The organism is Pseudomonas sp. FW305-25 (genome assembly GCF_017351415.1).
Taxonomy (GTDB): Bacteria; Pseudomonadota; Gammaproteobacteria; order Pseudomonadales; family Pseudomonadaceae; genus Aquipseudomonas; species Aquipseudomonas chlororaphis.
This window is the reverse complement of record NZ_JACNDE010000001.1, coordinates 116,624-139,317: the sequence shown is the minus strand read 5'-3', so window position 1 is coordinate 139,317 and position 22,694 is coordinate 116,624. Positions and strand designations below refer to the sequence as shown.

At 62.2% G+C, this 22,694-nt stretch carries 24 protein-coding genes; 2 read left to right on the top strand and 22 right to left on the bottom strand.

All coding sequences use genetic code 11. The features are described from left to right. Positions 1-2 precede the first annotated feature (2 nt). The 8 genes from pabC to J4E58_RS00600 form a co-directional block, all read right to left on the bottom strand. Entirely contained in the window at positions 3-818 is an 816-nt protein-coding gene (gene pabC, locus J4E58_RS00635; protein ID WP_087088747.1) for an aminodeoxychorismate lyase, read from the bottom strand. Beyond that, complete coding sequence (gene fabF, locus J4E58_RS00630) at positions 818-2,062, bottom strand: beta-ketoacyl-ACP synthase II (protein WP_007928055.1); 1,245 nt, start codon at positions 2,060-2,062, stop codon at positions 818-820. Before fabF ends, pabC begins: the two co-directional genes overlap by 1 nt. Before the next feature lie 111 nt (positions 2,063-2,173). Beyond that, complete coding sequence (gene acpP, locus J4E58_RS00625; protein ID WP_003175607.1) at positions 2,174-2,410, bottom strand: acyl carrier protein; 237 nt, start codon at positions 2,408-2,410, stop codon at positions 2,174-2,176. Positions 2,411-2,606: 196 nt separating this feature from the next. Further along, a complete protein-coding gene (gene fabG / locus J4E58_RS00620; RefSeq protein ID WP_053260206.1) occupies positions 2,607-3,347 on the bottom strand; it encodes a 3-oxoacyl-ACP reductase FabG in 741 nt (246 codons plus the stop codon). A gap of 16 nt (positions 3,348-3,363) precedes the next feature. After that, positions 3,364-4,302, bottom strand: coding sequence for an ACP S-malonyltransferase (gene fabD / locus J4E58_RS00615; protein ID WP_087088749.1), 939 nt, complete (start codon positions 4,300-4,302; stop codon positions 3,364-3,366). A 126-nt stretch (positions 4,303-4,428) separates the two neighbouring features. Beyond that, complete coding sequence (gene plsX / locus J4E58_RS00610; RefSeq protein WP_087088751.1) at positions 4,429-5,439, bottom strand: phosphate acyltransferase PlsX; 1,011 nt, start codon at positions 5,437-5,439, stop codon at positions 4,429-4,431. A gap of 3 nt (positions 5,440-5,442) precedes the next feature. After that, positions 5,443-5,625 (bottom strand): 50S ribosomal protein L32, encoded by a 183-nt coding sequence (gene rpmF / locus J4E58_RS00605; protein WP_003179396.1) that lies wholly within the window; start codon positions 5,623-5,625, stop codon positions 5,443-5,445. 13 nt (positions 5,626-5,638) lie between these two features. Beyond that, entirely contained in the window at positions 5,639-6,166 is a 528-nt protein-coding gene (locus tag J4E58_RS00600; protein WP_007928051.1) for a YceD family protein, read from the bottom strand. A gap of 105 nt (positions 6,167-6,271) precedes the next feature. On the opposite strand from J4E58_RS00600, the gene J4E58_RS00595 reads away from it, so the two are divergent. After that, on the top strand, positions 6,272-6,850 hold the full coding sequence (locus J4E58_RS00595; protein ID WP_087088753.1) for a nucleoside triphosphate pyrophosphatase: 579 nt from the start codon (positions 6,272-6,274) through the stop codon (positions 6,848-6,850). Positions 6,851-6,904: 54 nt separating this feature from the next. Here J4E58_RS00595 and sppA read toward each other — a convergent pair whose 3' ends face one another. The 3 genes from sppA to rluC are packed head-to-tail and all read right to left on the bottom strand — an operon-like array spanning position 6,905 to position 9,521. Next, complete coding sequence (gene sppA, locus J4E58_RS00590) at positions 6,905-7,894, bottom strand: signal peptide peptidase SppA (protein ID WP_087088755.1); 990 nt, start codon at positions 7,892-7,894, stop codon at positions 6,905-6,907. Positions 7,895-7,912: 18 nt separating this feature from the next. Further along, positions 7,913-8,575, bottom strand: a complete 663-nt coding sequence (locus tag J4E58_RS00585) for an HAD-IA family hydrolase (protein ID WP_087088757.1) — start codon at positions 8,573-8,575, stop codon at positions 7,913-7,915. Next, entirely contained in the window at positions 8,565-9,521 is a 957-nt protein-coding gene (gene rluC / locus J4E58_RS00580) for a 23S rRNA pseudouridine(955/2504/2580) synthase RluC (protein WP_087088759.1), read from the bottom strand. The genes J4E58_RS00585 and rluC overlap by 11 nt, the downstream gene beginning before the upstream one ends. A 716-nt stretch (positions 9,522-10,237) precedes the next feature. On the opposite strand from rluC, the gene rne reads away from it, so the two are divergent. Then, the gene (rne, locus tag J4E58_RS00575) at positions 10,238-13,444 is read left to right on the top strand and encodes a ribonuclease E (RefSeq protein ID WP_087088761.1); all 3,207 of its coding nucleotides are present in this window, start codon (positions 10,238-10,240) and stop codon (positions 13,442-13,444) included. 103 nt (positions 13,445-13,547) lie between these two features. Here the strand turns inward: rne and J4E58_RS00570 are convergent, their stop codons facing one another. From J4E58_RS00570 to J4E58_RS00520, 11 genes are all read right to left on the bottom strand, one after another. Then, on the bottom strand, positions 13,548-14,141 hold the full coding sequence (locus J4E58_RS00570; protein ID WP_087088763.1) for an NTP transferase domain-containing protein: 594 nt from the start codon (positions 14,139-14,141) through the stop codon (positions 13,548-13,550). Then, the gene (locus tag J4E58_RS00565) at positions 14,138-15,133 is read right to left on the bottom strand and encodes an XdhC family protein (RefSeq protein ID WP_087088765.1); all 996 of its coding nucleotides are present in this window, start codon (positions 15,131-15,133) and stop codon (positions 14,138-14,140) included. Before J4E58_RS00565 ends, J4E58_RS00570 begins: the two co-directional genes overlap by 4 nt. After that, positions 15,133-17,451, bottom strand: a complete 2,319-nt coding sequence (locus J4E58_RS00560) for a xanthine dehydrogenase family protein molybdopterin-binding subunit (protein WP_087088767.1) — start codon at positions 17,449-17,451, stop codon at positions 15,133-15,135. Before J4E58_RS00560 ends, J4E58_RS00565 begins: the two co-directional genes overlap by 1 nt. Then, the gene (locus J4E58_RS00555; RefSeq protein ID WP_007931672.1) at positions 17,448-17,918 is read right to left on the bottom strand and encodes a (2Fe-2S)-binding protein; all 471 of its coding nucleotides are present in this window, start codon (positions 17,916-17,918) and stop codon (positions 17,448-17,450) included. The genes J4E58_RS00560 and J4E58_RS00555 overlap by 4 nt, the downstream gene beginning before the upstream one ends. A 249-nt stretch (positions 17,919-18,167) precedes the next feature. Continuing rightward, positions 18,168-19,187 (bottom strand): UDP-N-acetylmuramate dehydrogenase, encoded by a 1,020-nt coding sequence (gene murB / locus J4E58_RS00550; protein ID WP_087088769.1) that lies wholly within the window; start codon positions 19,185-19,187, stop codon positions 18,168-18,170. Next, positions 19,184-19,648 carry a low molecular weight protein-tyrosine-phosphatase gene (locus J4E58_RS00545; protein WP_007931667.1) on the bottom strand — a complete coding sequence of 155 codons (465 nt, stop codon included), beginning with the start codon at positions 19,646-19,648 and terminating at the stop codon, positions 19,184-19,186. Before J4E58_RS00545 ends, murB begins: the two co-directional genes overlap by 4 nt. Beyond that, complete coding sequence (gene kdsB, locus J4E58_RS00540) at positions 19,648-20,412, bottom strand: 3-deoxy-manno-octulosonate cytidylyltransferase (protein ID WP_087088771.1); 765 nt, start codon at positions 20,410-20,412, stop codon at positions 19,648-19,650. The genes J4E58_RS00545 and kdsB overlap by 1 nt, the downstream gene beginning before the upstream one ends. Then, on the bottom strand, positions 20,409-20,594 hold the full coding sequence (locus J4E58_RS00535; RefSeq protein WP_007931663.1) for a Trm112 family protein: 186 nt from the start codon (positions 20,592-20,594) through the stop codon (positions 20,409-20,411). The genes kdsB and J4E58_RS00535 overlap by 4 nt, the downstream gene beginning before the upstream one ends. A gap of 22 nt (positions 20,595-20,616) precedes the next feature. After that, the gene (lpxK, locus tag J4E58_RS00530) at positions 20,617-21,627 is read right to left on the bottom strand and encodes a tetraacyldisaccharide 4'-kinase (RefSeq protein ID WP_087088773.1); all 1,011 of its coding nucleotides are present in this window, start codon (positions 21,625-21,627) and stop codon (positions 20,617-20,619) included. Then, positions 21,627-22,055 carry a biopolymer transporter ExbD gene (locus J4E58_RS00525; protein WP_087088775.1) on the bottom strand — a complete coding sequence of 143 codons (429 nt, stop codon included), beginning with the start codon at positions 22,053-22,055 and terminating at the stop codon, positions 21,627-21,629. The genes lpxK and J4E58_RS00525 overlap by 1 nt, the downstream gene beginning before the upstream one ends. Then, on the bottom strand, positions 22,052-22,687 hold the full coding sequence (locus J4E58_RS00520) for a MotA/TolQ/ExbB proton channel family protein (protein ID WP_007931657.1): 636 nt from the start codon (positions 22,685-22,687) through the stop codon (positions 22,052-22,054). Before J4E58_RS00520 ends, J4E58_RS00525 begins: the two co-directional genes overlap by 4 nt. Positions 22,688-22,694 lie beyond the last annotated feature (7 nt).

Here is a 22,694-nt window from a genome sequence, read left to right as displayed (position 1 = left end):
AATCAGGCATCCAGTAGCGTGCGGGCAATGCGTTGCAGTTTACGGGTGAGCGGTCCGGCCGACCAGCGCAGCGCGCCACAGGCAAGCACCGGCCAAATGCCATAGACACTGTTGCAGACAAAGACTTCGTCGGCCTGTTGCAACTGTTCGAGACTGATGTCGGCGATTTCCGTGGGGATAGCCAAGGACGCGGCCTGAAACAATATTTCAGCGCGCATCACTCCGGCGACCCCGCAACGGCTCAGATCGGCCGTGAATAAGGCACCGTCGCGCACCAGGAATAGATTGCTGAACACGCCCTCGATCACCCGCCCGGAAACGTCGAGCATCAAGCCTTCGGCATGCTCGCTGTCCTGCCACTCGGAACGGGCAAGAACCTGCTCCAGTCGGTTGAGGTGCTTGAGGCCGGCGAGCAAGGGCTGCTCGGACAGGCGGGTGGTGCAAGGGAACAGTCGAACCCCCTGCTCGGCATGCGCCGCCGGATAAGCAGCCGGCGCATTACCCTGGAGGATTCGCCGCGGCTGCGCCCGCGGGTCGGCGGCATAACCGCGCTGGCTGTCACCCCGGGTGAGGATCAGCTTGAGCACGCCCTCCCCCAGCAGCGAGGCGTAGGCGGTGAGCTCGCTGCGGATCAACGCCTGATCGGCAGCGATGGCCAGGCGCGAACAGCCCTCGGCCAGGCGCAGCAGGTGCCGCTCCAGCAACAAGGGCTGGCCTGCCCTTACCGCGATGGTCTCGAACAGGCCATCGCCATAGGCCAGGCCGCGGTCCTTGAGCGACAGAACGTCAGCCGGCTGACCGTCGACCCAGCTGTCCATCAGCCGGCGAACCGGCGGAACACCAGGGAGCCGTTGGTACCGCCGAACCCGAAGGAGTTGGACAGCACCACGTCGATGTCCATGTTGCGTGCGGTGTGTGGCACGAAATCCAGGTCGCAACCTTCATCCGGCTCATCGAGGTTGATGGTCGGTGGCGCTGCCTGGCTGTTGATCGCCAGCACGCTGAAGATGGCCTCGATGGCACCCGCGGCACCCAGCAGATGGCCGGTCATGGACTTGGTGGAGCTGATCGCCAGCTTGTAGGCGTGATCGCCGAACACACTCTTGATCGCCTCGGCTTCCGCCAGGTCACCGGCAGGTGTCGAAGTACCGTGGGCATTGATGTACTGCACCTGCTCGACGTTCAGCTTGGCGTCACGCAGCGCATTGGCGATGCAACGCGCCGCGCCGGCGCCATCGGCGGGTGGCGAAGTCATGTGGTAGGCATCGCCGCTCATGCCAAAACCGATCAGTTCGGCATAGATGGTCGCGCCACGGGCCTTGGCATGCTCCAGCTCTTCGAGCACCAGCGCGCCGGCACCGTCGGACAGCACGAAGCCATCACGGCCTTTGTCCCAAGGACGGCTGGCACGGGTTGGCTCGTCATTGCGGGTCGACAGCGCGCGGGATGCGCCAAAGCCACCCATGCCCAGGCCGCAGGCAGCCATTTCAGCGCCACCGGCGATCATCACGTCGGCTTCGCCGAAGGCAATATTGCGGGCCGCCATGCCAATGCAGTGGGTACCTGTGGTACAGGCCGTGGAAATGGCGTAGTTCGGCCCCTGGGCACCCAGATGGATGGACAGGAATCCGGAAATCATATTGATGATCGAGCCAGGCACGAAGAACGGAGAGATTCGACGCGGGCCGGAATCATGCAGCGTGCGGCTGGTTTCCTCGATATTGGTCAAACCGCCAATACCCGACCCCATGGCAACGCCGATTCGCTCGCGGTTGGCATCGGTCACTTCCAGGCCGGCATTACGCACTGCCTGAAAACCGGCCGCCAAGCCGTATTGAATGAACAGGTCGAGCTTGCGAGCCTCTTTGACCGACAGGTATTCCTCGACATTGAAGCCCTTTACCGAGCCGCCAAAACGGGTGGAATAGGCAGAAAGGTCGGTGTGTTCGATCAGACCAATGCCACTGCGGCCAGCCAGAATGCCCTGCCAACTGCTCGGAACATCCGTACCCAGTGGCGACAACATACCCATACCGGTGACTACGACGCGTCTACGCGACACAGCACTCTCCTTTTTTCTAATGACGACACTTTGCATCAGGCCTAAAGAAAAAACCGCACGCCGTAACGGCAGTGCGGTTTTTCCATGACAGCAAAAGACGACTAAATACGATTAAGCCTGGTGGCTGGTAACGTAGTCGATAGCTGCTTGAACGGTAGTGATCTTTTCAGCTTCTTCGTCAGGGATTTCGGTCTCGAATTCCTCTTCCAGAGCCATCACCAGCTCAACGGTGTCAAGGGAGTCGGCACCCAGGTCTTCAACGAAGGAAGCGGTGTTAACAACTTCTTCTTCTTTAACGCCCAGTTGCTCAGCAACGATTTTCTTGACGCGCTCTTCGATGGTGCTCATACCTTGTTTTCACTCCTAATGGACAAATTCAGGCAGCTGGCCAGTGGGTAAGTGTATAGAAAGGCTTTTCAGCTTTTCAACTGAAAGCTTCACTCCTCAAACCCTTTGGCCACCTGCCTATAAATTGATTGCAGCTTTATAACGGATTTTAGACAGCTCGTATGACATTTTTTTGAAGCAATCCGTCACATTTAACTCACATGTACATCCCGCCGTTCACCGGGATTGTAGCCCCGGTCACGTATGCCGCACCGTCGGATGCAAGAAAAGCGACCACTTGCGCGATCTCTTGAGCCTGCCCCAGACGACCCAGCGGAATTTGTGTTTGCAGCGCTTCACGCTGCGCTTCAGGCAAGTCGCGGGTCATGTCGGTATCGATGAAACCCGGAGTCACCGAGTTCACGGTAACCGACCGCGAGCCGACCTCACGCGCCAGAGCACGGCTGAAACCTTCCAGGCCCGCCTTGGCGGTGGCGTAGTTTACTTGGCCAGCGTTGCCCATGGCACCCACCACCGAACCAATACTGATGATTCGACCCCAGCGAGCCTTGGTCATGCCGCGCAGAACGCCCTTGGACAGGCGATACAGACTGTTCAGGTTGGTATCGATCACGTCGTACCACTCGTCGTCTTTCATGCGCATCATCAGGTTGTCACGGGTAATACCGGCGTTGTTCACCAGGATCGCCGGCGCGCCGAACTGCTCCTGAATACTGGCCAATACGGCAGCAACGGACTCGTCGCTGGTGACATTGAGTTCAAGGCCAGTGCCTTGAATGCCGTTTTCCTTCAACGTGGCAGCAATAGCCTCGGCGCCCGAAGCGGAGGTTGCGGTACCCACAACGATCGCGCCCAGGCGACCCAGCTCAAGCGCGATGGCCTGGCCAATACCGCGGCTGGCGCCGGTAACCAATGCAACTTTACCTTGCAGACTCATGCAGGCTTCTCCTAATTCAGACCAACGCTGCGCGAGCGACAGCGAAGGCATCTGGGGTGTTCAGGTTAGAGGTCGATACGCCTTCGGCGCAGCGCTTGTTGAGACCCGCCAGGACCTTGCCCGGACCGCACTCGACCAGCTGGGTAGCGCCCTTGGCGGCCAGGGTCTGCACCGACTCCACCCAACGCACCGGCTTGTACAGCTGCTCCAGCAGGTCGCGCTTGAGGGTTTCGAGATCCGGCGCCACATCAGCGCTGACATTCTGTACCAACGGAATCTGTGGCGCCTGCCAGTTAATGGCGGCAATCGACTCGGCGAAACGCTCGGCAGCCGGACGCATCAGCTCGCAGTGTGATGGCACGCTGACGGGCAATGGCATGGCGCGCTTGGCGCCACGCGCCTTGCAACCCTCGATGGCGCGCTCGACAGCGGCCTTGGCGCCGGCGATCACCACCTGGCCCGGGGAGTTGAAATTGACCGCGCTGACCACTTCGCCTTGTGCGGCTTCGGCACAAGCGGCCAGCACATCGGCATCTTCCAGGCCGAGAATCGCCGCCATGCCGCCCTGCCCTGCAGGAACGGCTTCTTGCATCAACTGGCCGCGACGCTCTACCAGCTTCACGGCTTCGCCCAGAGTCAGGCTGCCAGCGGCAACCAGAGCGCTGTATTCACCCAGGCTATGGCCGGCAACGAATGCCGGGCGCGCCCCGCCCTCCGCCAGCCACAGACGCCACAGGGCGATAGAGGCGGTCAGAATGGCCGGCTGGGTTTTGTCGGTTTGATTGAGCAGCTCTTCGGGACCCTCTTGGGTCAAGGCCCAGAGATCGTAGCCCAGAGCATCGGAAGCTTCTTTGAAGGTTTCGAGGATCAACGGGTACTGCGCGCCCAACTCGGCCAACATGCCGAGGGACTGCGAGCCCTGTCCTGGAAAGACGAATGCGAGGGATGCAGACATGTAACAAGCCCCTAATGATCTTGTCGTCGGAGAATTGACGCCCCACCGTGGTGGACGCAAGAAACTGACAGTTGGATGGCCAATTGAACTGAGCGGTCACATTTAAGCATTTCCGAGTGCAAACGCCTAAAGCAACAGATCTTCGAGCCGCCCATGCAGGCGCTCCGGGAGGTTTTCCTGGATCTCGATCAACGCCCGTTGAATCGCACTCTGGAAACCCTGAACCCCTGCCGAACCGTGGCTTTTCACGACTATTCCCTGCAAGCCGAGAAAACTCGCGCCATTGTGTCGCGCCGGCGCCAGATCGGCCTGCAGACGCCGCATCAGCGGCAGCGCCAGAGCACCGACTACACGGGAAACCGCGCTTTGCTTGAACAGGGATTCGATGCGAGCGGCAATCATGGTCGCCAGCCCCTCGCTGGACTTGAGCAGGATGTTGCCGACAAAACCGTCGCACACCACCACGTCCGCCTCGCCGCGATACAACCCGTCGCCCTCGACAAAACCGATGTAATTCAAGCCCCGGGCATTCTGCAGCAGGCTAGCTGCCAGCTTGACCTGCTGATTGCCCTTGATGTCTTCAGTACCGATATTGAGCAACGCCACTCGCGGACGAACGACCCCCAGCGTCTCGGCCGCCACCGACCCCATGACCGCGAACTGGAACAGGTGCTCGGCGCTGCAATCGACGTTTGCCCCCAGATCCAGCAGCTGGCAATAGCCGCGTTGGGTTGGAATAGCCGCCACCATCGCCGGACGATCGATGCCCGGAAGGGTTTTCAACACATAACGCGACAACGCCATCAGCGCACCGGTATTGCCGGCGCTGACACAGGCCTGAGCCTTGCTATCACGCAGCAGCTCTAACGCCACCCGCATGGAGGAGTCCGGCTTGCCACGCAGAGCCTGGGAAGGTTTCTCATCCATGCCAATGACTTCTGCGGCGGGCACAACCGTCAGGCGCGCGCGATCCACAGCCGAATGACCGGAAATCAGTTCTTCTAGAAGGAAAGGTTGACCGACAAGGGCCAGTTGCAGCGAGGGGGTGGCAGACAGGCAAGCAAGGCTGGCCTGAACAATGCTGCGGGGACCGAAGTCCCCGCCCATTGCGTCAATCGCGATGACTTGAGCGGACAAGGATTACTCGTCAGCGCCCTTGTCGATCACTTTACGACCACGGTATACGCCTTCTGGCGATACGTGGTGACGCAGGTGAACTTCACCAGTGGTCTTTTCTACGGACAGGGTGCTAGCCTCGAGAGCGTCGTGCGAACGACGCATGTCACGGGCAGAGCGGGATTTTTTGTTCTGCTGAACAGCCATAATTGATTAACTCCTAAACGTTTGGGTCACGCTTTAACTGCGCCAATACACTGAACGGGTTGGACCGCGTTACCTCGTCCTCGCTCGGTTCGGGCTCATCGAGACCCGCCGGCTGCTGGCATTCTTCCGGATGATGAGCAGGCACGATGGGCAAGGCGAGCAAAAGCTCCTCCTCGATCAAAGCCTGCAGATCCAAAGGATCTTCGCCCAGTTCCAGCACGTCATAACCTTTCGGCAACGACTGGGTATTCGCACCCTCCTTCACCACAGCGTAACTGCATTCGCTGTGGATCGGCAGGGTGACCAGCTCAAGACAACGCTGGCAAACCATTTTGACTTCAGTGTCGATAAAGCTGTGGATCACCACAGATTTACGTTCATCTCGTTCAAAAACGAATTTAGCCTGCACCGTACCGACATCGTCGGAAAGCGGGTCGCAGAGTCTCTTCAAATCGGCCAGCAGCAGTTCACCTTGAAGGGTGGTGCCACGGTCAGCCAATTTGCGCGGGTCAACGTGAGGTGGAATCGGGTCATTCAACATAGGCGCAGCATTATAGGGATGCCCCCGGCCATGTCAAAGGAAATTCAGCCCTGTCCGTCACTTGCAAGCCCCGCTAGAATTCGCGGCCAGCCTCAGGAGATGCGCATGCTGCCTTTATTACTTGCCTCAAGCTCGGCCTACCGGCGCGAATTGCTCACCCGCCTGCGCCTGCCATTTACCTGCAGTTCTCCAGATATCGACGAAAGCCACCGCCCCGGGGAATCCGCCAGCGGCCTGGTCAAGCGCCTCGCCGAAGAGAAAGCCCGAGCGCTGGCCGCCACCCACCCGGGACACTTGATCATTGGCTCGGACCAGGTCGCGGTGCTCGGCGAGCGCATCATCGGCAAGCCCCACACATTCGAAAAGGCGCGCGAGCAATTGCTCGCCGCCAGCGGCGCCAGCGTGACCTTTCTCACCGGCCTAGCCCTGCTCAACAGCAAGAGCGGCCACTGCCAGGTCGACTGCATACCCTTCACCGTGCATATGCGCGAGCTGAGCCCTGCCCGCATCGAACGCTACCTGCACGCCGAACAGCCTTATGACTGTGCCGGCAGCTTCAAGGCCGAGGGCCTGGGCATCAGCCTATTCCGCAGCACCGAGGGCAGCGACGCCAGCAGCCTGATCGGCCTGCCGCTGATCCGCCTGGTAGACATGCTGCTCGCCGAAAGCGTGGAAATCCCCTGACCACCCACACTAAAAAAGCCGGCCATAGAGCCGGCTTTTTTTAAAACAGCGCAATCAACGCAGTGTCGGCCCCTGAAAGCCCATCCACATGGCCAGATGCTCGGCAACACTGGCGCCCAGCTTTTTCGAGAAGCGATCGAAAGGCGACTCCTGCACGGTGAAATCCACCAACTCCTTCTCGCCGACCACATCCCGGGCAACCGAGCTGGCACTCCCCAGCCCATCGATCAAGCCCAGTTGCAGCGCCTGCTCGCCAGACCAGACCAGGCCGGAGAACAGCTCCGGATGATCCTTGCCCTTGAGACGCTCGCCACGCCCCTGCTTGACGCTGGCGATGAACTGGCGATGAGTGGTATCCAGCACCCCCTGCCAGAACTGGGTTTCCTCGGGCTTCTGCGGCTGGAACGGATCCAGAAACGACTTGTGCTCACCCGAGGTGTAGGTACGACGCTCCACACCCAGCTTCTCCATGGTGCCGACGAAACCATAGCCGGCCGCCGTGACCCCGATGGAACCGACCAGGCTCGCCTTGTCGGCATAGATCTGATCGGCGGCGCTGGCAATGTAGTAGGCGCCGGAAGTCCCCAGATCGGAAATCACTGCATACACCTTGATATCCGGATGCAAGCCACGCAGACGACGGATTTCGTCATAGACATAACCCGACTGTACCGGGCTACCGCCAGGACTGTTGATACGCAGCACAATGCCTTTGACCTTCGAGTCCTCGAAAGCCGCACGCAAGCCGGTCACGATGTTGTCGGCGCTCGCCGACTCCTTGTCCGCGATCACGCCCGTCACCTCGACCAACGCCGTGTAACCGGCCCCGCGGGTGGCGGTTTTTTCCATATCCATCAACGGCGTAAACAGCGCCAGGGCCACAAGCAGATAAACAAAGGTCAGGAGCTTGAAGAAAATCCCCCAGCGCCGCGAACGCCGCTGCTCTTGCACACCGGCCAGCAGGGTCTTTTCCAGCAGCTTCCAGCTCTTGTCGTCAGCACTGTCGGCAGCCGATTTACTCGGCGCCTTCCATTCGTCGCTCATGCTTTTACCCCAAAAGACTCAATTGCCCCGCTGGCCGAGCCAGGCATGCAATTGAGGAAAACTATCGATAGACAGGCGCGGCTCGTAAGCCTGCAAGACTTCCAGCGATTGCGCGCCATAACCGACCGCAACCGATGCCATGCCCGCGTTACGCGCCATCAGCAGGTCGAAAGAGGAATCCCCCACCATCAACGCCTGCTCGGGGCGCACCTCGCAATACGCCAGGATCTGCTCGAGCATCAGCGGATGAGGCTTGCTCGCGGTTTCGTCAGCAGCGCGAGTGATGTCGAAATAATCTTCCCAGCCATGCGCCTTCAACACCCGATCCAGGCCACGCCGTGCCTTGCCGGTCGCTACCGCCAGATGATATCCCTCGCTCCGGAAAGCTTCGAGAGACTGCACCACCCCGGCGAACAACGGAGAAGGCTCGGCCTCGAGAGCGATGTAGTGATCGGCATAGTGCTGGCGAAAATCTACCAGCTCGGCATCGCTGATGTGCGGATACAGTGTGCGGATCGCCTCCGGCAATCCCAGACCGATAATGCCCTTGACCGCAAAATCGTCGCACCGGGCAAACCCCGAGCGATCGGAGGCCACATGCATGGCCTCGACTATCCGACCAATGGAGTCAGCCAGGGTGCCGTCCCAATCAAAGATCAGCAGCTTGTAATCAGGATGCACTCAGGCGCTCCACGGTCTTGGCCCACATTTCATCCACCGGCGCCTGCAATTTCAGCTCGCCGCCATCGGGCAGCGGCACGGTCAGCATATAGGCATGCAGAAACAGGCGCTTACCGCCCAGGTCGCGGATTTCCTTGGTGAAATCGTCATCGCCATACTTGCTGTCGCCGGCAATGCAGTGCCCGGCATGCAGGGTATGCACACGGATCTGGTGAGTACGACCGGTCACCGGCTTGGCTTCGACCATGGTGGCAAAGTCACCGAAGCGGCGCAGCACCTTGAACACGGTCAAGGCCTCCTTGCCCTCTTCGTTCACTTCGACCATGCGCTCGCCGGAACGCAGGTTGCTCTTGAGCAGCGGCGCACGGACCTGCTTGATCGAGGTCGCCCAGTTGCCGCGTACCAGCGCCATGTAGCGCTTGTCGACACCATCGCCGCGCAAGGCTTCATGCAAATGACGCAGCATGCTGCGTTTCTTGGCGATCATCAGCAGGCCGGAAGTGTCGCGGTCGAGACGGTGAACCAGCTCCAGCTCCTTGGCGTCCGGGCGCAACTGACGAAAGGCTTCGATCACCCCGAAATTCAGACCGCTGCCACCATGCACAGCGATGCCGGCGGGCTTGTTGATCACGATCAGGGCTTTGTCTTCATAGACAATCGAAGCCTCCAGGCGCTGCAACAAACCCTGCGCCACGGGCACGGGTTCGTCACGCTCCGGCACGCGCACCGGCGGCACGCGCACGATATCGCCCGCCTGCAGCTTGTATTCGGGCTTGATCCGACCCTTGTTCACCCGCACTTCGCCTTTGCGCAAAATGCGGTAAATCAAGGTCTTGGGCACGCCTTTGAGCCGAGCGAGGAGGAAATTGTCGATTCGTTGGCCGGCATATTCCGGCGAGACCTCAAGCAGTTGAACGCCTGGGGTCGAGGGGGCAGTAGTCGTCATGGCGCAAATGATAACAATTTTTTATGGAATTGAAGCACTTAATGATTACTGCTATAGTCGCGAACGCCGCCAAAAGCGGCCTGGACAGCGGACCAACGGCCAACAGCCGGCCCTGACCAACGCAATTCACCAGGATGCGAGGCCGTCCTACGGGGCTTTCGCTACGAACGGTGGAGTTTTGCAGTTGTAACAAGCGCAGGTGACATGAGGCCTGAAGCACGCCGAAAAGCAGAGTTTCCACTCGCCTTTCGAGCAAATATTCACGGCCAGTTCACAAAGTGCAGTCAGCTACGAACGAACCCGAGCGAGCGCTTCGGAAACACCGCCTAAATTAGCCATGATGCGTGAGCTCCCCTTTCGGAGCTCACGGTAAATGCCAACCCGCTGCGGATTCTGCGCGCGGCAGCACCCGAATTATCAGGGATACGTGTAGGGTGGAGATGCACAACCGTTGGACTGTGTAGCATTAGGCTTTATCAAGACGCTTCATCTCGTCCACAGTCGCCGGTTGATTCCTCCTCCTGATTGAGCTTTTGCTTAAGAGGTGCCTTTTGTCACCCCAGCAAGCAGGACGCGTGAGTCGCGAGTTCGCCCCAACTGGTCGGATTTCGCTAGACACTGGAGCGGCCAACCGCTCCTGACGCACCTGACACCGACCGTGAGAAGTCGTGTGTGCCGAACGCCGTTTCCGGCAGCCCGGAAACCGACGGTACTACATGAAAAGAATGCTGATTAACGCAACTCAACCCGAAGAGTTGCGTGTTGCACTGGTAGATGGCCAACGCCTCTACGACCTGGACATCGAATCCGGTGCACGCGAGCAGAAGAAGGCCAACATCTATAAAGGCCGTATCACTCGCATCGAACCAAGCCTCGAGGCTGCCTTTGTCGATTTCGGCTCTGAGCGCCACGGCTTCCTGCCCCTCAAAGAAATCTCCCGCGAATACTTCAAGAAAGCTCCCGAAGGCCGCGTCAATATCAAGGACGTCCTGAGCGAAGGCCAGGAAGTCATCGTTCAGGTCGAAAAAGAAGAACGTGGCAACAAGGGCGCAGCCCTGACCACCTTCATCAGCCTGGCCGGTCGTTACCTGGTGCTGATGCCGAACAACCCGCGTGCCGGTGGCATCTCCCGTCGCATCGAAGGCGAAGAGCGCAACGAACTGCGCGAAGCCTTGAACGGCCTGGTCGCCCCTGCCGACATGGGCCTGATCGTTCGCACTGCCGGCCTGGGCCGCAGCAGCGAAGAAATGCAGTGGGACCTCGACTACTTGCTGCAACTCTGGACCGCCATCAAAGAAGCCTCGCTGGACCGCGCAGCGCCTTTCCTGATCTACCAGGAAAGCAACGTGATCATCCGCGCCATCCGTGACTACCTGCGCCAGGACATCGGCGAAGTGCTGATCGACAGCGTTGAAGCCCAGGACGAAGCCCTGACCTTCATCCGCCAGGTGATGCCGCAGTACGCCAGCAAGATCAAGCTGTACGAAGACAGCGTTCCGCTGTTCAACCGTTTCCAGATCGAAAGCCAGATCGAAACCGCCTTCCAGCGCGTCGTCGAACTGCCTTCCGGCGGCTCCATCGTTATCGATCCGACCGAAGCCCTGGTGTCCATCGACATCAACTCGGCGCGCGCCACCAAAGGCAGCGACATCGAGGAAACCGCCCTGCAGACCAACCTGGAAGCAGCGGAAGAAATCGCTCGCCAGCTGCGCCTGCGTGACATCGGCGGCCTGATCGTCATCGACTTCATCGACATGACCCCGGCCAAGAACCAGCGCGCCGTGGAAGAGAAAGTCCGCGAATGCCTGGAAGCCGACCGCGCTCGCGTCCAAGTCGGTCGCATCTCGCGCTTCGGCCTGCTGGAAATGTCCCGCCAGCGCCTGCGTCCATCCCTCGGCGAAAGCAGCGGCATCGTCTGCCCACGCTGCAACGGCACCGGCATCATCCGTGACGTCGAATCGCTGTCGCTGGCGATCCTGCGCCTGATCGAAGAAGAAGCCCTGAAAGACCGCACCGCCGAAGTTCGCGCCCAAGTGCCGATTCCGGTTGCTGCCTTCCTGCTCAACGAAAAACGCAACTCGATCACCAAGATCGAACTGCGCACCCGTGCTCGTATCGTCATTCTGCCGAACGACCATCTCGAAACGCCGCACTTCGAAGTCCAGCGTCTGCGTGATGACAGCCCGGAAGCCGGCATCAACCAGTCCAGCTACGAAATCGCCGCTGCCGCTGCCGAAGCCGAAGAAGTCCAGCCAGCCGCCGCGACCCGCACCCTGGTTCGCCAGGAAGCCGCCGTCAAGACCGCTCCAGCCCGCGCCAACGCACCGGTCCCAACCGAAGTGGCCGCCGCCCCGGTTGCCGCTCCGGCCGCCGTTGCCGAGCCAAGCCTGTTCAAGGGTCTGGTGAAATCCCTGGTCAGCCTGTTCGCCACCAAGGAAGAGCCAGCCGCTCCGGTCGTGGTTGAAAAGCCGGCCACCGAGCGTCCTGCACGCAACGAAGAACGCCGCAACGGTCGTCAGCAGAGCCGCAATCGCAACGGTCGCCGCGACGAAGAGCGCAAGCCACGCGAAGAACGCGCCCCTCGTGAAGAGCGCGCACCGCGCGAAGCCCGCGAAGAGCGTCAGCCACGCGAAGTCCGCGAGGCTCGCGAGGAAGTCCAGGCCACCGCTCGCGAAGAGCGCGCGCCACGTCCGCCACGCGAAGAGCGTCAACCACGCCCACCACGTGAAGACCGCAAGCCACGCGGCGAGCGTGAAGAACGCGTGCGTGAACTGCGCGAACCGCTGGACGCCGCTCCTGCCGCTGCCGCCGAAGAACGTCCGGCTCGTCAGCCACGCGAAGAGCGTCAACCGCGCCCACCGCGTGAAGAGCGTCAACCTCGCGCCGAACAGGCCGCTGCCGTAGCTGAAGAAGAGCTGCTGCCGAACGAAGAGCAACTGCAGGAAGACGGTCAGGAGAACGCCGAGGGCGATCGTCCACGCCGCCGCTCCCGTGGCCAGCGTCGTCGCAGCAACCGTCGTGAGCGTCAGCGTGACGCCAACGGCAATGTGATCGAAGGTTCGGAAGAAAACAGCGAAGAGCCAAGCAGCGCCGATCTGGCCGCAGGCCTGGCGGTAACCGCTGCCGTTGCCAGCACCGTGATCAGCGCCCCGGCCGAAGCCCAGGCTCACGAGCAGGCCGAACGTGCCACTGCTGCCGTCCAGGAAGCCGCACCGACCGTCGAAGCACCGGTCGTCGAGGCCACCACTGCGGTAGAGATTCCAGCAGCACCTGCTGTCGAAGTCGCCCAGGTTCGTGAAGAACAGCACGAAGAACAGGCTGTGCAACCTGCAATTGTTGCAGAACAACCTGCAGTCGTTGCCGAGCCAGTGGTCGAAGCGCCAGTCGCCGAAGCACCAGCGGCAGAGCCAGCCCAGGAAGCGCCTCGTGCCTTCGAGCGTGCCGCCGAGGCGATCGTTGCCGAAGCGCCTGCACCAGTCGCAGAAGTTGTGGCTGAAGCAGTCGTGGCTGCTGAACCTGTAGTTGCCGAGCCTGTGGCTGCCGCACCGGCAGCGCCGGTTGAGGCACCTGCCGCCGAAGTGGCTGCACCGGTTGTCGAGGCCGCTCCGGTCAGCGCCCTGACCAGCACCGGTCGCGCGCCAAACGACCCACGTGAAGTGCGTCGTCGCAAGCGCGAAGCCGAGCGCCTGCAGAAGGAAGCCGAACTGGCTGCCGCTGCTGCCGCTGAAGCTCCGGTAGAAGCCGTAGTGGCTGCCGAGCCTGCGCCGGTGGTTGCCGAGGCGGTCGAGGCAGCTCCTGCTGCCGAACCGGCCATCAAGCAACCTGCGCCTGCCGCCGACGAAGCCCCGCGCTCCGTCGAAGAAGTGGTAGAGCACAAGCCCAAGGCCCAGGAAGAAGAGCACGAGCCTAAACCCCTCGTCTGATTCCTAGCCCGATAAAAAGCCCCGCCTGGTCACCCAGGCGGGGCTTTTTCATGCCTGCAATTCTTCGATCAACATCTTCGCCGCGAAAGCGAACCCAGCGATCTCAACCGGTAAAAACCAACGCCTGCGGCGTATCCACATCCCACAACACGCCTGCATCCGCCAGTTCCACCTCGACGACCTGCCCCACGGCAAACAGCGGCCTGGCTCCTCGATCCCCGGTCAGGCTCTGCAACGCCTGACCAAAGGCCGCGCCAAAAGCCACCGGGTGACCATAGGCCCCCTTATAAACAGGCACCCGGATCATTTGCTCGCCCAGTTCCCGCACCACGCTCTCGATACTCGACGGCAGGATAAAGGGCATATCCCCCAGCACCACCAGCCAGCCACTGGCATCGGCGCAGGCTGCGACGGCGGCCGCGAGGCTGTCGCCCATGCCCGGCGAATCCAGAAGCACCACCTGGCAGCCATAGGCTTCAGCCAAGGCAATCACCTCGGTACGGTCCGGCGTTGTCACCAGGACTCTACAGGCCAGCAGTGCGGGCAAGCTCCTCAGGACCTGCTCGACTACCGGCCTGATCACCGCATCTCGTCCCAGACATGGAGCCAGCAACTTGTCTTGCCCGCCCCCCGCCGCCTGTCGGAAACGACTGCCCTGCCCCGCGGCCAAGATGACCGCGCACAGCGACTCGCTCACGCGCTCACCTGCGCAGCCACTTGGGACGGCTTTTTCTGCAACAAGTCGATGCCGTTCTTGATGGCAACGATCTCCGACATCACCGACAGGGCAATCTCCGCCGGTGTATGGCTGCCGATATGCAGGCCGATGGGCCCGTGCAAGCGTTCGATGGCCTGCGGCTCCAGCCCCAGCTGGGCCAGATTCTCCCGACGCTTCTGACTATTGACCCGAGAGCCCAGCGCCCCGACGTAAAACGCCCGGGAATTGAGCGCAGTCAACAGCGCCATATCATCCAGCCGGGGGTCATGGGTCAGCGCGACAATGGCCGTACGCTCGTCGGTCTCGATATTCAGCACCGCATCGTCCGGCATTCCCGGCACAAAACGCCCGTGCTGCTCTTCCCAACCGTAGACAAACTCCTTGCGCGGATCGCAGATCAGTACTTCGAAGTCCAGCAGCCGCGCCATTTCCGCCACATACCGCGACAACTGCCCGGCGCCGATCAGCAACAGCCGCCAGCGCGGGCCATAGATCGCCCGCAGGGTGGTGTCATCGAAGCTCAGCACATCGGTCTTGCTGGCCGGCTTTAGCAGCACCTCACCGCTGCTCAGGTTCAACTCCCGGGCGACGATTTCATGCGCCTCGCAACGAGCCAGCAGTTCCGCGACCCAGGCCGGATCGCCAACCCGCTCCTCGGTCAGGCGCAAGGTGCCGCCGCACGGCAGGCCAAAACGCGCGGCCTCCTCGCGGGTCACGCCATAAGTCACCAGTTGCACTGGCGGCCCGTCCAGAGGCAGGCGGCCATCGTGCAAACGGGCGATCAGGTCGTCCTCGATACAACCGCCTGAGACCGAGCCAATCACCATGCCGTCTTCGCGCAAAGCCAGCATCGCGCCCGGTGGCCGTGGCGCGCTACCCCAGGTCTGGACCACGCTGTATAAGGTTACGCGCTGCCCCGCGCGGCGCCATTCCAGCACGCTGCGCAGGACATTCAGATCAACGCTGTCCATCAGGCCTTGCTCGCTTGTTGCCAGCCTTGCAGCTGGTAACGCACTGGCAGGTTGCGGATGCGCTTGCCGGTGGCGGCAAAGATCGCATTACACAGGGCCGGCGCGATCGGCGGCACGCCCGGCTCACCGACACCACCCAGCGGCACATCGCCTGGTGGCGTCACCAGATGCACGGCCACTTCCTTCGGCGCCAAGGACATGCGCGCCACTTCATACATATGGAAGTTGTCCTGCTGGACCTTGCCGTCCTTGAAGCTGATCTCACCCACCACCGCATTGCCCAGGCCCATCACACAGGCGCCCTCGAACTGCGAGCGGATACGCTCGGGATTGATCTGCGGACCGCAGTCCACGGCGATATCGGCCTTGTGCACGATCAGGGTGCCATCATCCTTGACCTCGACCTCGATCACCGCCGCCACATAGGTGACGAAGCTGTAGTGCACCGCCAGCCCCAGGCCGCGGCCCTTGGGCAGGCTACGGCCCCAGCCCGCCGCCTTGGCCGCCGTCTCCAACACGCCACGCATACGGGCGGTGTCGATCGGGTAACGCTCCGGCGACTCACCGTAGTTCCACTCTTCGCTCAAGGTCCGCGGATCGATCCGGCGATCCGGCCCGAGCAGTTTGAGCTGGTACTTCAACGGGTCCTGGCCCGCCTTATGGGCCAGTTCGTCGACAAAGCTCTGGATGGCGAAACCGTGGGGGATGTTCGACACCGAGCGATACCAGCCAACCCGGGTATGCGCAGCGGCCTCGGGGTTTTCCAGGCGCACGTTGGGAATCGCATAGGCCAGGTTGGTGAAGCCCATGCCCAGCTCGAAGGCGGCCTCATGGTTCATGCCCTGGGCGAACAGCGCGGTGATGCTCGGCGCCACGGTGCGGTGCAGCCAGCCGGACGGCATGCCGTCCTTGTTCAGGCTGGCCTTGAGGTATTCCGCCGACACGGTGTGGAAGTAGGAATTGTGAATGTCGTCTTCGCGGGTCCATTGCACCCGTACCGCCTTGCCTGGCACTTCCTTGGCGAGAATCGCCGCCTCGAGGATGAAGTCGGGCTTGGATTTACGCCCGAAGCCACCGCCGAGCAAGGTGATGTTGACCGTCACCTTGTCGAAGGGAATGCCCAGACGCTCGGCAATACGTTCGCGGGTCACCTGTGGCGCCTGGCTCGGAGCCCAGGCTTCGCACTGGCCGTCCTTGAAGCGCGCCACGGCGACCATCGGTTCCATCGGCGCCTGCGCCAGGTGCGGCAGGTAGTAGGAGGCCTCCAGGCTGCTGTCGGCGCTGCCCATGGCGTCGTCGATATTGCCGGTGCTGCGTACTACCTTGCCGGGCTTGAGCGCCGCGGCTTCCAGTTCCTTGCGGTAGGCAATCGAGTCGTAGCCGGCGTTGACGCCATCGTCCCACTCGATCTTCAACGCATCGCGACCCTTGATCGCCGCCCAGGTATTGCTGGCGATCACCGCCACACCACCCAGCGGCTGAAACTCGGAAGGCAGCGGGCGACTTTCGATCGGCACCACCTTGATCACGCCCGGCACCTTCAGCGCCGCGCTGCCATCGAAGGATTTGACCTTGCCGCCATAGACCCGTGGGCGCGCAACCGTCGCGAAGAGCATGCCGTCGAAATGCACGTCGGCGCCGTAGACCGCCTGGCCATTGACGATGTCCGCACCGTCGATGGCGCGGGTGCCCTCCTTGCCGATGTAGCGGAATTCGCTGGGTTGCTTCAGACGCAGGCTGTCGCGGGCCGGCACCGCCAGGGCGCTCGCCGCGGCGGCCAGGGCGCCGTAGCCCAGTTCACGGCCGCTCGGCTGGTGGACCACTTTATGCAACTGCGCCCGGCACTCGGCCAGCGGGACTTTCCATTGTTCGGCCGCTGCCTGCTCGAGCATGGTCCGCGCCGCCGCACCGCAGCGCCGCATCGGCTCGTACCAATGGCGCATGCTGCGCGAACCGTCGGTGTCCTGGTTACCGAACAGCGCCTCGTCGCCCGGCGCCTGCCTGACCTTCACCAGCGCCCAGTCGGCCTCCAGTTCGTCAGCGACCACCATGCTCAGGCTGGTACGCACACCCTGGCCCATTTCCGAACGGTTGCAGAGCACGGTCACGCTGCCGTCGGCGGCGATGCTCACGTACACCTTGGGGTCATCGACCCAGCCGTTGGGCATGCCGTCGGCACCGAACTTCTTCTCTTCGGCGAAAGCGTCCTGCCAACCCCAACTGGCCGCCAGCACCAGTGCGCCGGTGGCTCCGACGCCTTTGAGAAAACCGCGGCGGCTGAGGTTGCTCAAGGCAAAATCATTCGGCAGCTGGCTCATGCCTTGGCCTCCTTCAGGTGGGTGGAGGCCTGGCGGATCGCCGTCTTGATCCGGTTGTAGGTGCCACAGCGGCAGATGTTGCCAACCATGGCGGCCTCGATCTGTTCGTCGCTGGGGTTGGGGTTGACCTTGAGCAAGGCAGTGGCCGACATGATCTGCCCGCCCTGGCAGTAGCCGCACTGGGCCACCGCGCTGTCCAGCCAGGCCTGCTGCACGACTTTGCCGACCGGGTCGCTGTGCAGGTTGTCAATGGTGCTGACATTCTGCCCGACCACCGAGCCGATCGGCGTGATGCAACTGCGCGCCGGGGAGCCGTCGATATGGATGGTGCATGCGCCGCACAGGCCCATGCCGCAACCGAACTTGGTGCCGTTGTAGCCCGCCACGTCGCGGATAGCCCAGAGCAGCGGCATGTCCTCGGTGACATCCAGTGGGTGATCTTGACCGTTGAGTTTCAGGGTAATCATGGGCACGCCCGCATATTTTCCGTTTATGGGGTCGAGCAATCTGCCGTTGAGTACAACGACTTGCAGGAGCAGATCGACTCAGGCTAATGGGCTCTCTTATGAAGACGGGGGGAGTCTTCACCGGGCCTTTGGGGTACAAATAGTTGCATTGTTAGCAGGCTAAGTTAAGCCGCAATTAACAAAAAAGCCTTGCAGGGTGTGAACCCGTGCAAGGCTTTGCTGGCGCGTCTTGAGCTTAGCTCAACAGGCTCAATAGAGATTGGGCTCCATCTCCAGCTGAACATGGAAGCGCTCGGCAATATCCTGCTGGATCCTTCGTGCCAGGCTTAACAGCTGCAAGCCCGTGGCACCGCCATAGTTGACCAGCACCAGCGACTGCAAACGATGCACCCCGGCATCGCCATCGCGGAAGCCCTTCCAGCCCGCCTGTTCGATCAACCAGCCAGCGGCCAGCTTCACCTGCCCGTCCGCCTGTGGATAACCCACCAGCCCCGCATGCCGCTGCCTGATCTCGGCCGCCAGCGCAGCGGACACCACCGGATTCTTGAAGAAACTGCCGGCATTGCCCAGTACCGCCGGGTCCGGCAGTTTTTCGCTGCGGATGCTGCAAATGGCGCGACTGACATCGCTGGCCGTCGGCTGCTCGATGCCCTGCTCGCTCAAGCGCTGGCGCACCGGGCCATATTCCAGATGCAGATGCTCGCTGCGGGCCAGGGCAAAACGCACCCGCAGAATCAGCCAGCGGCCGGCCTCTTGCTTGAACAGGCTATCGCGGTAGGCGAACTGACATTCCTCCAGGCTGAAATCGCGCAACTCGCCGCTCTGCCGATCCAGTGCGGTCAGGCCGGCGAACACATCCTTGATCTCGACCCCGTAGGCACCGATGTTCTGCATCGGTGCGGCGCCCACAGTCCCCGGAATCAGGCTGAGGTTTTCCAGGCCGGACAAGCCCTGTTGCAAGGTCCACTGCACGAAGGGATGCCAGGTTTCACCCGCTTCGGCTTCGACTACTACCTGCTGGCCATCGTCGCTCAGCAGGCGAATGCCACGGGTACTCATGCGCAAGACCAGCGCTGGAATATCCGCGGTCAGCAGCAGGTTGCTGCCGCCGCCAATCACCAGCAGCGGCAGTTGATGCTGCGCCGAACAGGCCAGCGCCTCACGCACGTCGGCATCGCTGTGGGCCTCGGCGAACAGCTGCGCGCGCACATCGACGCCGAAGGTGTTGAAAGGCTTGAGGGAAACCTGGGACTGCAGATGCAAGCTCATAGCCGCCCCTTCAGCTCGATCACCAGCCGGTCGCTGGCGTACTCGATCAGGTCCAGCACCTGCTCGAAACCTTGCTCACCGTCGTAGTAAGGATCCGGTACCTCGTCCACCGCCGCCTCGTAGCGGCGCAGGAACAGGTCCAGCTCGGCCTTGCCCTGGGCCGGCTGCAGCGCCTTGAGATTGCGCAGGTTGCTTTCGTCCATGGCCAGGATCAGGTCGTAGCGGGCAAAGTCCGCACTGCTGACCTGCTGGGCGCGCTGGGCCGACAGGTCGTAGCCGCGCAACAGCGCCGCGCGCTGGCTGCGCTTGTCCGGCGCCTTGCCGATGTGCCATTCGCCGGTCCCCGCGGACGCGACTTCGACCCGATCGGCCAGCCCCGCTTCGCGCAACTTGTGGCGCAATACGCCCTCCGCCGTCGGCGAACGGCAGATGTTGCCCAGGCAGACAAACAGAACCCGCATCAGGCCTCCAGCAGGCGACGAACGCGCTCAAGGTCTTCGGCAGTATCGACACCACCAGGCGGCGCTTCCAGGGTATCGGCGACATGGATACGCACGCCGTGCCACAAGGCCCGCAACTGCTCCAGCGACTCGGTGTTCTCCAGCCAGCACGGGCCCCAGCTGACGAAGTCATGCAGGAAGCCGGCGCGGTAGGCATAGATGCCAATATGGCGGCGATAAGGCACGCCTTCCGGCAGCAGGTCGCGGTTTTTCGCAAAGGCGTCGCGCGCCCAGGGCAAGGTGGCGCGGCTGAAGGTCAGGGCCAGGCCGTTGATGTCACTGACCACCTTGACCACGTTCGGGTTGAACAGGGTCTCGACGTCTTCGATCGGCTCGGCCAGGGTGGCCATGCTCGCTTCAGTGTGGGCGGCCAGGTTGGCGGCCACCTGGTCGATCACCGCCGGCGGGATCAATGGCTCGTCGCCCTGGACATTGACCACGATGGCATCCGCGGCCAGACCCAACTGGCTGGCGACTTCCGCCAGGCGATCGGTCCCGGAGTTGTGGTCCTCGCGGGTCAACACCGCTTCGGCGCCGAAGCCCTGGCAGGCTTCGACGATTCGCGCGTCGTCGGTCGCCACCACCACACGCTGGGCGGCGCTCTTGCAGGCCTGTTCCCAGACGTGCTGGATCATCGGCTTGCCGGCGATCATCTGCAGCGGTTTACCCGGCAGGCGGGTGGAGGCGAATCGGGCTGGAATGACAACGGTAAAGGCTGTGGTCATTTATCCAGGCGCTCGTCGGTGCTGAGGGTGCGGGCTTCGCTTTCCAGCATGACCGGGATGCCATCGCGAATCGGATAGGCCAGGCCGGCGCCCTTGCTGATCAGCTCGGTCTTGTCGGCGCTGAGCTTGAGCGGTCCCTTGCAGATCGGGCAAGCGAGGATATCGAGCAATTTGGTGTCCATGAGAATTCCCTGGATAGAAGCGTTAAGGCAGAAGACGAGCGGGCAACAGGCGCATCAGCTGCGTATCGAACCAGGCCACGAAGGCCGGGGATGGCACAGCATCCACCGCCAGGTACCACCAGTCGGGAGCCGCGAAGGCACGGCACTTCACCGCATCCTTTTCGGTCATGACCAGCGGCAACGCCGGGGTGAAACTCAGCGCCTGCGCGCTGTATTCGGCGTGGTCGGCGAAAGCATGCGGGACAGGCTGCCAGTGTAGCGTTTCAAGGGTAGTGAAGAAACGTTGCGGATTGCCGATACCGGCCACCGCGTGCAATGCCTGCCCCGGCGCGAAGTGCTCAAGCCCGCGGCGCTCGCCGCTTTGCAGATTGACCAGGGCGGTGGGCACCAGGCGAAAGGCGAAGCCATCCTCGCGATCGTCGCTGGCGCCGTTGTAGAGCACTGCGTCGACGCTTTGCAGGCGCTCGACCGGCTCGCGCAGTGGCCCGGCCGGCAGGCAACGCCGGTTGCCCAGCCCGCGCGCGGCGTCGATCAGCACCAGTTCGAGGTCGCGAGCCATGCGGTAATGCTGCATGCCGTCGTCGGAGAGAATCAGGTCCAGCGGCTCGGCGGCCAGCAGGGCTCGCACGGCACGACTGCGATCGGGGTCGATCATCAGCGGCACGCCGCTGCGCTGGACGATCAGCAAAGGCTCGTCGCCGGCGACTGCGGCGCTCTGCTCGGCGGCGACCCGCCATGGCCACTGCGGCGGCTTGGCGCCGTAACCACGGCTGACCACGCCGACCCGCAGCCCGCTGCGCTGGCAATGCTCGATCAACCACAGGATCAGCGGCGTCTTGCCAGTACCGCCCACGGTGATATTGCCGACCACCACCAGCGGCACCGGCGGCTGGTAAACATTGCCCTCACCGGCCAGGAAGCGTTCGCGCTTGCGCACCACCACCCGGCGATAGAGCCACTCCAGGGGCTGCAGCAGTTTCAGCGCGGGATGGCCGTTGTACCAGGCAGCGAGCAAATGATCGGACATGGCCATCAGGGTGCTGGCGCCGCCTCGACGGTGGTCATGCGCAGATGGCTGAAACCGAGCTTGCCGGCGGCATCCATCGCGGTAATGACGGCCTGGTGCTGGGCCTTGCCGTCGGCACTGATGGACAGCGGCAGGCTGGTGTCGCCCGCCGACTCCTTCTGCAAGGCTTCGATCAGGCTGGCCAGGTCGCTCTTGGGCAGCACCTGGTTGTTCACCGAAAACACCCCGTCGGCGCTGATGGCGATATCCAGTTGCTTGGTCTGCTGGTCTTCGGCCGGCGAGCCGCTGACGGCCTCCGGCAACTCGACGCGCAACTGGGTTTCCCGGGTAAAGGTGGTGGTCACGACGAAAAACAGCAGCAGGATAAACACCACGTCGATCAACGACGCGAGGTTGATATCGATGGTTTCCCGTGGCTTGCGGCGGAATTTCACGCTTTGCCCTCGGCCAGATCGACGTCGCGGTCGCCCTGCACCACTTCGACCAGTTTGATGGCTTCCTGCTCCATGCCAACCACCAGCTCATCGACTCGGCGTTGCAGGAAACGGTGGAAGAACACTGCCGGGATACCGACCATCAGGCCGGACGCGGTGGTGATCAGCGCCTTGGAAATACCACCCGCCAGCACCGCGGCGTTGCTGGTCATCCCCGAGCCCATGAACGAGCTGAAAATATCGATCATGCCCAGCACCGTACCCAGCAAGCCCAGCAGCGGGGCCATGGCGGCGATGGTGCCGAGGGCATTGAGGTAGCGCTCCAGTTCGTGGATGACCCGGGCGGCGGCTTCCTCGATGCACTCTTTCATGACCTCGCGGCCATGCTTGGAGTTGGCCAGGCCAGCGGCCAGGATCTCGCCCAGGGGCGAATGGGCGCGCAGTTCCTTGAGCTTGTCCTTGTTCAGCTGTTTGTCCTTGATCCAGCGCCACACCTGGCCCAGCAGATGAGGCGGGGTAACGCGGCTGGCCCGCAGGGTCCACAGACGCTCGGCAATGATGCCGACCGCGACAATGGAACTCAGAATGATCGGCAACATCATCCAGCCGCCGGATTTGACCAATTCCCACACAGTGACA